This window comes from Cellulomonas alba, from assembly GCF_030362835.1.
Taxonomy (GTDB): Bacteria; Actinomycetota; Actinomycetes; order Actinomycetales; family Cellulomonadaceae; genus Cellulomonas; species Cellulomonas alba.
This window is the reverse complement of sequence record NZ_JAUCGQ010000001.1, coordinates 528,977-541,041: the sequence shown is the minus strand read 5'-3', so window position 1 is coordinate 541,041 and position 12,065 is coordinate 528,977. Positions and strand designations below refer to the sequence as shown.

6 protein-coding genes are annotated in these 12,065 nt (G+C 75.4%); 5 read left to right on the top strand and 1 reads right to left on the bottom strand.

The window, feature by feature from the left end:
• Positions 1-1,593, top strand: coding sequence for an alpha/beta hydrolase family protein (locus tag QRT04_RS02405; RefSeq protein ID WP_326522449.1), 1,593 nt, complete (start codon positions 1-3; stop codon positions 1,591-1,593).
• Between the two features lie 12 nt (positions 1,594-1,605).
• On the opposite strand, the gene QRT04_RS02400 is transcribed toward QRT04_RS02405, so the two are convergent.
• The gene (locus QRT04_RS02400; RefSeq protein WP_289453288.1) at positions 1,606-2,034 is read right to left on the bottom strand and encodes a hypothetical protein; all 429 of its coding nucleotides are present in this window, start codon (positions 2,032-2,034) and stop codon (positions 1,606-1,608) included.
• Between the two features lie 242 nt (positions 2,035-2,276).
• Between QRT04_RS02400 and QRT04_RS02395 the strand changes: the two genes are divergently transcribed.
• The 4 genes from QRT04_RS02395 to QRT04_RS02380 are packed head-to-tail and all read left to right on the top strand — an operon-like array spanning position 2,277 to position 12,059.
• Entirely contained in the window at positions 2,277-3,140 is an 864-nt protein-coding gene (locus tag QRT04_RS02395) for a PP2C family protein-serine/threonine phosphatase (RefSeq protein WP_289453287.1), read from the top strand.
• Positions 3,137-4,381: an FHA domain-containing protein gene (locus QRT04_RS02390; protein WP_289453286.1), complete on the top strand. Its 1,245-nt coding sequence runs from the start codon at positions 3,137-3,139 to the stop codon at positions 4,379-4,381. Before QRT04_RS02395 ends, QRT04_RS02390 begins: the two co-directional genes overlap by 4 nt.
• Positions 4,378-5,898 (top strand): serine/threonine-protein kinase, encoded by a 1,521-nt coding sequence (locus tag QRT04_RS02385; RefSeq protein ID WP_289453285.1) that lies wholly within the window; start codon positions 4,378-4,380, stop codon positions 5,896-5,898. The genes QRT04_RS02390 and QRT04_RS02385 overlap by 4 nt, the downstream gene beginning before the upstream one ends.
• Complete coding sequence (locus tag QRT04_RS02380) at positions 5,895-12,059, top strand: fibronectin type III domain-containing protein (RefSeq protein WP_289453284.1); 6,165 nt, start codon at positions 5,895-5,897, stop codon at positions 12,057-12,059. Before QRT04_RS02385 ends, QRT04_RS02380 begins: the two co-directional genes overlap by 4 nt.
• Positions 12,060-12,065: the final 6 nt, after the last annotated feature.

The following is a 12,065-nucleotide window of genomic DNA, read 5'->3' as shown; positions in this document are numbered from 1 at the left end:
GTGCTGAGGCGCAGGACGCGGCGCAGCGAGACGCAGAAGCAGGTCGAGCGGCACCTGGGCGAGGTGTACCGCGTGATCGCCGCGACCGCGGTCGGCGTGATCCTGCTGGCGATCCTCGGCGCGTCGCTCGGGCCCGACTGGGACCCGCAGCCGCTCACCGACCCGCTCCAGGTGGAGACCGACTCCACCGCCATCGGCGGTGCGCCGACGCTCGGCAGCTACGCGACGGTGCAGCGCGACGTGCCGGTCCACCTCGACGGCGCGACGATCACCGCGCGGCTGACCGTGCCGCAGGGCACCGCCGGCGCCGTGCCGGGCATCGTCTTCCTGCACGGTGCGGGCACCGGCAGCCACGAGACCGCGTTCCGCGAGCAGGTGGCGGCGCTGTCGCGCGCCGGCGTCGCGACGCTCGTGCCCGACAAGCGGCTCGACACGTACACGACCCGCGACCGCGACTACGTGACGATGGCCGCCGACTACGAGCGCTCGGTCGAGTACCTGCGCACCGTGCCGGGCGTCGACCCGGCCCGCGTCGGCATCTATGCCGAGAGCGAGGGCGCGTGGATCGGCCCCGTCATGGCGGCGAAGGACCGGCGCCTCGCGTTCGTCGTGCTGGCCTCCGCGCCGGTCGTCCCGCCACGTGAGCAGGCGGCGTTCGCGGTCGACTCCTACCTGCGCAACACCGGTGTGCCGAAGGGCGTGTTCCGCGCGATCCCGCGCGCCGTCGGCATGTCGATCCCGGGCGGCGGGTTCGAGTACGCGGACTTCGACGTGACGCCGTGGCAGCGCAAGATGACGCAGCCCGTGCTCGTCGTCTACGGCACCGCGGACGCGTCGATGCCGATCGTGCAGGGCGCCGAGCAGATCCTGCGCGACACCGCGATCGCGGGGAACGGCCAGGTGACCGTCCGGTACTACGCGGGCGCGAACCACGGTCTCCACCTCGGGAGCATGGAAGGCCCGATGTCGCCGGACTTCCTGCGCGACCTGCCCGGCTGGGTGCTCGGGCTGCCCGCCACGGCGACCGCGCCGCCGCGGATCGCGGGGGACCAGCCGTTCCAGGAGTTCGTCGCCGCACCCGTGCCGCAGCCGCGCTGGCTGCGCAGCGGCAACCTCGTGTTCGGCGGCGTGCTCGGTGCGGTGGGCGTGCTCGTGCTCGCGGGCCTCGCGCTCGGCCTCACGCGCCTGTGGGAGGTGGTGCACGCCCGCGCCCGCGCGCACCGGCCGGGCGAGCCGTACGAGCACGTGCGGTACGGGCGCGGCGTCGCGTGGCGGCTCGCGGCCGTGGGTGGCGGTGCCGTCGTGACGGTCGTGGCGCTGCTCTGGTACCTGGTCGCGATCGCGCGGCTCGCGCTCGACTACCAGCGCAACGGCGTCGTCGTGCAGGGCGGCTGGGTGCTCGTCCGGCTGCTCGGCATCGGCGCGGTCGTCGCCGCGGTGCTGCTGCTGCGTCGCGTGCGCCTGCTCGCGGCCGCGGACGAGGCGGTCGCCCGCGGTGTCGTGCGGGTGACCGCGCTCTGGGCCGTCGTGCTCGCGTCGGCCGTGCTGCTCGTCGTGCTGGCGTACTGGGGCGTCTACCAGCTCGGCATCTAGCCGCTCCCGCGGCTAGTGGCCCGGCGTGACGACCGCGTGCTGCTCGAACGCCGCGCAGCCCGCCGAGGGGTCGTCGCAGTAGTCGAACGCGCTGCCGCTGACGGCGATGAGGACACGCCCCACAGGCACGTCGCTCGGGACCTGGACCACGGTGCGGAACTCGCCGTGGTCGCCGGCGACCGCCGAGCCGAGGACGGTGTCCGCGCGCGCGGTCCGCAGGTGGATCTTGTAGTCGCCGTACGTGCCGCGGTCGAACGTGCACACGGCCGGGACGCTCGAGACCGTGATGGTGCTGCCCGGCCGGAAGGTCGACGGCTGCACGTGCAGCGTCGACGGCAGGCAGTTCGGCGCCGGCGGCGCCGAGCACGACGCGACGCCGCCGGTCACGGCGACGACCGCCGTGACGAGCAGCGCGGCGCGCGCGGAAGTCCTGGTACTCACCGAAGCCCCCTCGATCGGTTTGGTGCGCCCACGATGCTGGCAGCCGCGGCAGGCGGCGGACAACGGCTTTCCGGCGGCCGCGGGCGGTCCCGGCGAGGCGCGACGCCCGGCCCGCAGGGCAGTCGCGCGGCGCCCACAGGTCGGGCGTCTTCGCCAACGTCGCCTCAAGTCGGGCACGATGTGCGCCGATGTCCACCGGGGGACGCCTGTCCTCCGGCAACGAGTCGAGGCGAGGGGGCCGTGTGCGCACGTCGTGGGGCTCGGCGACCGACCGTGGCCTGGTCCGCGAGGTGAACGAGGACGCGCTCCTCGCGTACCCGCCGGTCTTCCTGGTCGCCGACGGCATGGGCGGCCACGACGCCGGCGACCTGGCGAGCCGGATCGCCGTCGAGGAGTTCGCGCAGCTGGCCGGTCAGGCCGCGGCGAGCGCCGACGACGTCCACGCGTGCTTCGCGCGGACCGCGACCCGGATCCGCGGCGAGTTCACCGGCGGCCGGCAGGGCGGCACGACCGTCGCGGGCGTCGCGGTGACCGAGCACGACGGCGGGTCCTACTGGCTCGTGTTCAACGTCGGCGACTCGCGCGTGTACCGCTGGAACGAGGAGGGTCTCGAGCGCGTCAGCGTCGACCACTCCGTCGTCCAGGAGCTGCTCGACCAGGGCGCGATCGACCCCGCGGAGGTGGCGTCACACCCCGAGCGGCACGTGCTGACACGCGCGCTCGGCACCGGCGAGGCGCACGAGCCCGACTACTGGCTGCTGCCCGCGGGCCGCACGGACCGGCTGCTGATCTGCACGGACGGCCTGACGCGGGACGTCGGTGACGCCGAGCTGGGTGCGGTGCTGGCGGACGTGGCGGACCCGCAGGAGGCCGCGACGCGGCTCGTGGGGCTCGCGCTCGACCGGGGCGGGCGCGACAACGTCAGCGTCGTCGTGGTCGACGTCGCCACGACCATCGGGGCGAACGACGACGCGCACATCACCGTGCCGCGTCTCGGTGCCGACCTCGGGCCCCACCTCTGGGACGAGATGCTCAACGGCGCGACCGTGCCTCGCGCGCGCCGCACCGAACCACCCGCCGACACGATCGAGGGGAACGCGCCATGACCGTGCCCGAGTACTCCGCCGGGGACTGGACCGCCGTGGTCCGTCCGGGCTTCGTCGCGCTGCTCGGCCCGCAGGTGCCGCAGGCGACGGTGCGCGCGGTGTGGGCGGCCACCGACGCGGGTGTGCTCGGCGTGCTCGCGCTGCTCGCGCGCGAGGGCTTCGAGGGACTGCCGCCGTTCGCGATCGTCGCCGTCGACCGGCGACGGCTGCACGTCGCGCTGCGCGGTGACGTCGAGGTCGAGGTCGGAGCCGAGGTGCTGATCCCCGGCGAGGTGAGCACGTGGAGCGAGCGCGTCGTCGACGACGCGCCGGGAGTAGTCGTGCGCACGCCCGGTGCCGTGCCCGGCGCCGAGCTGCCGATCGCGGAGGGCGTCGTGCGTGCCTCGGCCGTGCGCGTGGGGTTCGTCGCCGACGAGGCGCCCGTCGCCGCTGACGTCGCGGCCGGCCTCGACGCCCCGGCCGCCGAGCCGGACGAGGCCGAGCCCGCCGAGGGCGGCTACGTCGAGCCGGAGCGCATGGACCACGCGCTCGTCGCGCTCGAGCCGCTCGAGGACGAGGAGCCCGACGACGCGGCGCGGCCGGGCGGCGGTGCCGATCCGTCCGAGCCGGTCGGTGCCGCGGCGGTGACGGACGCGCCCGACCTGCGCGCCGACGCGTACGACGCCCCGCCGGTGGTGCCCTGGTTCCCGACGCACGCGACGCCCGACCCCGAGCCGGCGGACGTGGTGGCCGCCGCCGAGGCGCTGCTGCAGGCGCCGGTCACGGTGGAGGGCGCCTCGCCCGACGACCACGACGGCATGACGATCATGTCGGCCGACCTCGCCTCGATCCGCGACCAGCTGCCCGCGTGGGCGGCCGACGACGCGCGCTCGGCATTCACCGTGCCGACGCCGGCGGCGGCGCCGGCGCGCATCGTCCTGTCGACGGGCGTCGTCGTCGAGCTCGACCGGGCCGTGCTCGTCGGGCGCGCGCCGCAGGTCGCGCGCGTGACGAACAGCGAGCTGCCGCGGCTCGTCACCGTGCCGAGCCCGCAGCAGGACATCTCGCGCACGCACGCCGAGGTGCGGTCGGACGGCGACGTCGTGCTCGTCACCGACCTGGACTCCACGAACGGCGTGCACGTGGCGCGGCCGGGGCAGGGTGCGCGTCGTCTCCACCCGGGCGAGCCGAGCGTCGTCGAGGCCGGCGAGGTGGTGGACCTCGGCGACGGCGTGACGTTCACCGTGGAGCGAGGCACGTGACCGCACGCCGCGAGCCCTCCGCACCACCGGCGCTGCCGGGCCACGAGCACGTCCGCCTGCTCGGCCTCGGCGGCTTCGCCGACGTCTTCCTGTACCGCCAGGACCTCCCGCGTCGCGAGGTCGCGGTCAAGGTGCTGCTCGCGGGGAGCATGGACGACGACGTGCGGCGCCGGTTCCGCACCGAGGCGAACCTCATGGCGCAGCTCTCGCACCACCCGTCGATCGTCACCGTGTACCAGGCGGACATCGCGGCCGACGGGCGGCCGTACCTCGTCATGGAGTACTGCTCGCGGCCCGGCCTCGCGGAGCGGTACCGCACCGAGCGGATCGCCGTCGCCGAGGCGCTGCGCATCGGCATCCGGCTCGCGTCGGCCGTCGAGACCGCCCACCGCGCGGGCATCCTGCACCGCGACATCAAGCCGGCGAACGTCCTGACCACCGACTTCGGCTGGCCGGCGCTCACCGACTTCGGCATCGCCGCGACGACGGGCCCGGACGGCGCCGCGACCGTCGGCATGTCGATCCCGTGGTCGCCGCCCGAGCTGCTGGGAGAGCACCCCACCGGCGACGCGCGCTCCGACGTGTACTCGCTCGCCGCCACGGTCTACTCGCTGCTCGCGGGTCGCACGCCGTTCGAGCTTCCCGGCGGGCAGAACACCGCGCAGCAGCTCGTCGCGCGCATCGAGCGCGCCGCGCTGCCGCCGACCGGCCGAGCCGACGTGCCCGCGAGCCTCCAGCAGGTGCTCGAGCGCGCGATGGCGAAGCACCCCGCGCGGCGCTTCCCGTCGGCCGCGGCGCTGGGCCGCGCGTTCCAGCAGGTCGAGGCCGAGCTCCGGGTGCCCGTGACGCCGCTCGACCTCACGGACGAGCCCGCGCCGCCCGCCGCCGCCGAGCGTGCCGACCACCCCGATGCGACGCGCCTGCGTGGCATCGTCGCGGTCGACCCGGTCGCGCCCACCGGGGCACCCGTCGACGACGACCGGACGCGCGTGCGCGGCGCGGTGCAGGTGACGCCCGAGGCGCCGCCGGCCGGTCCCGGTCCGCGCTTCGAGGTGCCGGCCGAGGTCGAGGACGAGGTCGAGGCGGCCCCGTCGGGCCGCGGTCGCGTCGTGGCCGGGGTGGTGGCCGGCGTCGTCGTGCTCGCCGCCGCGGGCGGCGCGATCGCCGTGGCGGCGCAGGGCTCGGGCTCGGCGGACGCCGGGCCGACGACGACGGCGCTCGCGCCCGCGCCGCCGCCCACGGTCGGGGGCGCGGTCCCGAGCCCGACGGAGCTCGCCGGCGCCCGCCAGGCCGACGGGTCGGTCGTGTTCCGCTGGACCAACCCGGACCCGCAGCAGGGCGACCAGTACGTGTGGGGTGTCCGCCAGGCGACCGGCGAGCCGACGCTCGCGCTCGTCGGGACGACGACCGTCACCGTGCCGGCAGCGCAGGCGTCGGGCCAGGTGTGCATCGAGGTCTCGATCGTGCGGGCGGACCGGCGCGAGTCGGTGCGCCCGACGGAGGGCTGCACGGCATGAGGTGGCGCGGGGAGTCCGTGCGCCGGCGCGTCACGAGCACGGCGGCGGTCGTCACCATCCCGGTGGTCGTCGCCGCGCTCGCGATCGTCGGCCGGGGCTTCCCGCTCGCGCGCGTCGACCTCAATGACGGCGGCGTCTGGCTCACCGCGACCGCGCAGCTCAAGCTGGGCCGCTTCAACGCGCAGGTCGAGGAGCTCAACGGCGGCATCGTCACGACCGGGAACCAGTTCGACGTGCTGCAGGACGGCGGTGACGTGCTCCTCGTCGAGCCCACCACGCTGTCGGTGGTCGACCCGGCGACGGTCACCACGACCACGCAGGTCGCGGTCTCGAACGTGACGCCGTCGATGGCCGCCGGCACGGTCGCGATCGTCGACCCCGCCGGAGACCTGTACGTCCGGAGGCTCGCGGGGCTCGCGGGCCTGCAGGTCGGGACCGACGCGGGCGACGTCGCGCTCGGCGAGGGCGGCAAGGCCGTCGTGGCGCGCGACGGCACCGTGCTGGGCGTCGCGCCCGCCGACGGCCGGGTGACGCGCATGGTGGCGGGCGGCACGCCGGTCGCGGCCGGGTCGCTGGGCGCCGGGCCGGTCGACCAGCTCACCGCGGTCGGCGACGTGCCGGTGACGCTCAGCGGCAGCACGCTGCGCACGCCGCACGGCGCGGTCGAGCTCGAGGGCGACGACCTGCAGCTCCAGCAGCCAGGTCCCGCGTCGTCGCGCGTGCTCGTCGCGAGCCGGACGGCGCTGCTCGAGGTGCCGCTCGGCGGCGGCGCCGTGGTCAGCCACCGGACGCGCGGTGCCGGCGGCACGCCGGCCCAGCCGGTGCAGGTCGGGTCGTGCACGCACGCCGCGTGGGCCGCCGCGACCGGTTCCTACCTGAGCCTGTGCGACGGCCGCACCAAGGTCGTCGACCTGCAGGGCATGACGAGCTCCGAGCACCTGCGGTTCCGCGTCAACCGCAACGTCGTGGCGTTGAACGACACGGTGCAGGGCCGCGTGTGGCTGCCGACGCAAGACGCGAAGGCGCGCGTGCCCAACTGGGACGACATCGTGCCCGAGGACACGCCGGACGAGGACGACCAGCAGAAGGACACGACCGACACCACGCAGGACCTCGTCACCGAGTGCACGCACGAGCAGGCGCCGCCCACGGCCGCCGACGACGAGTTCGGCGTGCGTCCCGGCCGCACCACGATCCTGCCGGTCCTCGACGACGACTCGACGTCCGACTGCGGCATCCTCGTGGTCTCCCAGTTCGACCAGCTCGACCCCGACTTCGGCACGATCGAGAAGATCTACGGCGGCCGCGCGCTCCAGGTCGAGGTCGCGGCCGGCGCCACCGGCTCCGCCGACTTCACCTACACGATCACCGACGGCCGCGGCTCGACGCCGTCGACCGCCCACGTGCACCTGGTCGCCACGCCGGCGGGCAACCGCCCGCCCAAGCAGGTGCGGACCGGGCTGCTGCGCGTCGAGCAGGGCGGCCAGGCCGAGCAGAACGTGCTCGCCGACTTCACCGACCCCGACGGCGACGACCTGCTGCTCACCGGCGCGCGCCTCGCGGCGGGTGGCGCGGCCGGCACCGTGCGGTTCAAGCAGGACGGGTCGTTGACGTTCGTCGCGGGCGCGTCCGCGCGGCTGGGCCGGACCACGGTGACGCTCGAGGTCTCCGACGGCACCGAGAAGACGACCGGCACGCTCGACGTCGAGGTGCGGCCGGCGGGCTCGCTCGCGCCGCACATCGACCCCGTGCACGCCGTCACGTACGTCAACCAGCCGGTGCAGGTGCGGCCGCTCGACGCCGTGCGGAGCAGCTCGGCCGAGCCGCCGCGGCTCGCGAGCGTCGACGACGCGGCGGGCGCGACGATCACGCCCGACCTGCAGGGCGGCACCTTCAGCTTCGCGTCCGCGCGTGCCGGCACGTACTACGTCTCGTTCCTCGTCGTCGCGGCGCCGCAGCAGGCCACCGGCCTCGCGCGGATCGACGTGCTGCCGTGGCCCGACAAGGCCGAGCCCCCGGTCGCGGTGCGCGACGCCGCGTTCCTGCCGTCGGGCGGCCAGGTGACGATCGACCCGCTCGCCAACGACTCGGACCCCGCGGGCAACGTGCTCGTCGTGCAGGACGTCGCGGTGCCGTCCGGGTCCGGCCTCAAGGTCGCGGTGATCGACCACGACCTCGTGCAGATCCGCGGCGAGCGGACGCTCGACGGGCCGGTCTCGCTGAGCTACACGATCTCGAACGGCCAGGCGAGCGCGGTCGGCGAGATCGTCGTGCACCCGGTCCCGCCGCGCTCGTCCTCGCAGGCGCCCGTCGTGCCGAACGTCGACGCGGAGGTGCGCACGGGCGGTGTCGTCACGATCCCGGTGCTCGACACCGCGTACGACCCCGACGGCGACGACATCGCGCTCGAGACGCAGCTGCCCGAGCCGCCGCCGGTCGGCCTGATGTTCGTGTCGGGCGACGTGCTGCGCTACCAGGCGTCCGGGACGCCCGGGACGGTGCGCGCGACGTTCGAGGTCATCGACTCGACGGGCAACCGGACCGCGGCCCAGGTGACGGTGCACGTGCACGCGTCGGACGCGTCCACCAAGGCGCCGCCACGGCCGAAGGACCTCACGGCGCGCGTGTTCGCGGGCGACACGGTGCGCGTCTCGGTGCCGCTCGTCGGCATCGACTCCGACGGCGACGGCGTCACGCTGCTCGGCCAGGCGTCGGCGCCGAAGCAGGGCCGCGTCGTCGACCAGGGCGCCGACTGGCTCGAGTTCGAAGCGTACGCCGACGCGGTCGGCACCGACGCGTTCACGTACGCGGTCGAGGACTGGACCGGCCAGCGCGCGGTCGCGACGGTGCGCATCGGCATCGCCCCGCGACCGACGTCGGCCTCCTCGGTCGTGGCGCGCGACGACGAGGTGACCGTCAAGCCCGACCAGACGGTCGAGGTCCGGGTGCTCGCCAACGACGTCGACTCGAGCGGCGCGGACCTCTCGCTCGACGCGTCGCTCGAGATGCCGCAGGGCACCGACGCGCACGTCGAGGGCCGCCGGATCGTCGTCCACGCGCCCAGCAAGGACGGCACGATCCAGATCGCCTACACCGCGCGCGACGAGCGCGGTGGCCACGACTCGGCGGTGCTCACCGTGAAGGTCGTGTCCGACGCGCCCGTCCTGCCGCCGATCGCGCGCGACGTCGTCGTGCCCGCGACCGAGACGATCGACCGGACCGAGGTCGTCGTCGACGTCCTCGCGGTCGCGCAGAACCCGAGCGGCCCCCTGTCCGACCTGCAGGCGTCCGTTCCCGCGGCGTTCGCCGCGGTCGCGCGCGTCGACGCGACCGGCAAGGTCGTCGTGACCCTCGCGGACCACGCGCAGACGGTGCCGTTCCTGCTCACGAACACGACCTCGCCGGGCGGCAAGGCGTCGTCGTACGCGTTCATCACCGTCCCGGCGCTCGGGTTCTTCCCGCCCACGCCGCGGCCGAAGGCGCCCGAGCTGCGCGTCGCGTCGGGCCAGCCGCTCGTCATCTCGCTGGACGAGCAGATCCAGGTCGCGCCCGGCCGCAGCCCGTCGGTCGCCGACCCGGTCGGCGTCACGGCGACGCGGTCCGACGGCTCGTCGCTGGTCAAGAGCTCGACGCAGCTGCAGTTCACGTCGGCCGCCGGGTACGCCGGGCCCGCGTCGATCACGGTGCCCGTCACCGACGCGCGGTCGGCGGGCGACTCCACGGCGCACACCGCGGTCATCACGCTGCCCATCACCGTCTTCGCGGTCGACGACCACCCGCCCGCGTTCGACGCCTCGGTGATCGACGTGGCGCCGGGGGAGGAGCCCCTCGCGGTCGACCTGCGCGCGTTCACGCACGGGCCCGAGGGCGCGACGGGTGCCGCCGCGGCGTACACGTACACCGTGTCGTCCGCCGTGCCGGCAGGCTTCACCGCGTCGCTCAAGGGGAGCGTCCTGTCGGTCGGCGCCGCCGTCAGCACGCCCAAGGGCCGCACCGACTCGGTCGACCTCCGGATCGGCTACGGCACCTCCGGCCACCTCGACGTCAGCGTGCCGCTGCGCGTGGTGGCCAGCACGCGGCCCACCGCGCGCGTGGTCGACACGACCATCGCCGACGGCGTCGAGGGGGTCGCGCGCACGGTCGCGGTGCTCGAGGGCGCGTACAACCCGTTCCCGGGGCAGCCGCTCCTCGTCGTGGGCGCCGCCGTCGAGACACCCGACGCCGGCACGGCCGGCGTCACGGGCAGCACCGTCTCGGTCCGGCCCGCCGTCGGCTTCATCGGCCAGATGGTCACGCGGTTCACGGTCCGCGACGTCACGGGCGACCCCGACCGCGCCGTCGAGGGCCGGATCACGGTCGTCGTGCGTGGCAAGCCCGCGCAGCCCGACGCCCCGCAGGTGGTCTCGGTGGGCGACCGGTCGGTCGTGCTGTCCTGGGTCGCGCCCGACAACCGGGGCGCGGCGATCACGGGCTACGAGGTGGTGGCGAGCCCGGGCCACGTCGTCCAGCAGTGCCCCGCCACGACGTGCACGATCACCGGCCTGACGAACGACGTGGACTACACGTTCACCGTCGCCGCGCGGAACGCGGTCGGCACGTCGGACCCGAGCCTGCCGTCGGGCAGCGCGCGGCCCGACACCGTGCCCGACGCGCCGGCGGCACCGACGCTCCGGTTCGGCGACCGGCGCATCGAGGCGTCGTGGGTCGCGCCGCACTCCAGCGGGTCGCCGGTGACGGGCTACACGCTGATGATCACGCCCGCCCCGCCGTCCGGGCCGTCGACCGTCGACACGACGTCGACGTCCTACACGTTCGAGGGCCTCGCGAACGGCACGCGCTACGCGGTCCAGGTGCGGGCCCACAACCGCGCGCCCGACCCGAGCGAGTGGTCGCCGGCCGCGCAGGAGACGCCGGCCGCGCCGCCGGACGCACCGGGCGACCTCGTCGCGCAGCGCGCCAGCACGCCGCTCGGCGGCCAGATCTCCGTGTCGTGGACGCAGCCCGCGGACAACGGCGCCGCGATCTCCGGCTACGAGCTGACGATCACCGGCAACGGCTCGAGCCTCGTCAAGACGTTCGACGGTACCGCGACGACGTCGTACGCGCTGCTCGACGCGCGCAACGGCGTGGGATACCACTTCGCGGTGCGCGCCCGGAACCGCGCGGACTGGGGGCCCGCGGCGACCGTGGACGCCACGACGTTCGGTGCCCCGACGACGCCGGAGAACGTGTCGGCCGTCGCGCGCGTCGGCGCGGGCGCGATCGACGTCAGCTGGTCACCGTCGGACGGCAACGGCTCGCCGATCGCCGAGTACCACGTGCGGATCAACGGCGGCGACCCGGTCACCGTGCGCGGGACGAGCTACACCGCCGACCACCTGACCGGCGGTCAGAGCTACGTCTTCGTCGTGCAGGCGCAGAACGCGGGTGGCGGGGGCGACGCCGGCTACGTCAGCGGCTGGAGCGACCCGGCGTCCGCGACGGCGACGACACCGCCGGGCACGCCGAACGTGTCCGACCCGGTGGTGTCGGACACCGCCCCGTCCGGGCGGCCGCGCGCGCTCGACATCGCCTGGTCCGCGCCGGCGCCGGGCTCCTCGGCGCCCGTGTCGTACACCTGGACCGTCACGGGCAAGGGCGGTTCCAGGTCGGGAACGACCACCGACACGTCGGTGCCGGGCATCGACGTGAGCGGCTGGAACTGGCCCGTCGGCGGCACCGCCGTCACGGTGAGCGTCACGGCGACCACCGTCGTGTCGGGCACCACCCTCACGAGCGACGCCGGCAAGGCGACGCGCACGATCGGGACCTGGGGCTCGGCGCCCGGCGCCGTGACCGACGTCACGCTGACCCCCGACCAGGCGACGGACCCGACGCAGCTGACGGTCGCGTGGACCGACCCCACCGACACCGGCGGCCTGCCGATCACCGGCCACGACGTGCAGTGGCAGGTCGACGGCGGCGCGTGGACGGCGTGGCAGGACGCGCCGACCGCACCCGTCGCGATCGACAAGGTGCTCGGGCCGAACCCGACCCCCGGCGACCACACGATCACGGTCGCCATCCGCGCGTCCAACGACGTGGGCGCGAGCGCGCGCGGCACGTCGACCGCCCTGACCGTGACGATCTCGGACCCCGCGGCGGGCCCGGGTGGCGGCTGAGCAGCC

What these genes read in the sequence shown, in the direction of transcription:
- QRT04_RS02390 (WP_289453286.1), top strand. Translation starts at nt 3,137, where the DNA reads ATGACCGTGCCCGAGTACTCCGCCGGGGACTGGACCGCCGTGGTCCGT.
- QRT04_RS02380 (WP_289453284.1), top strand. Translation starts at nt 5,895, where the DNA reads ATGAGGTGGCGCGGGGAGTCCGTGCGCCGGCGCGTCACGAGCACGGCG.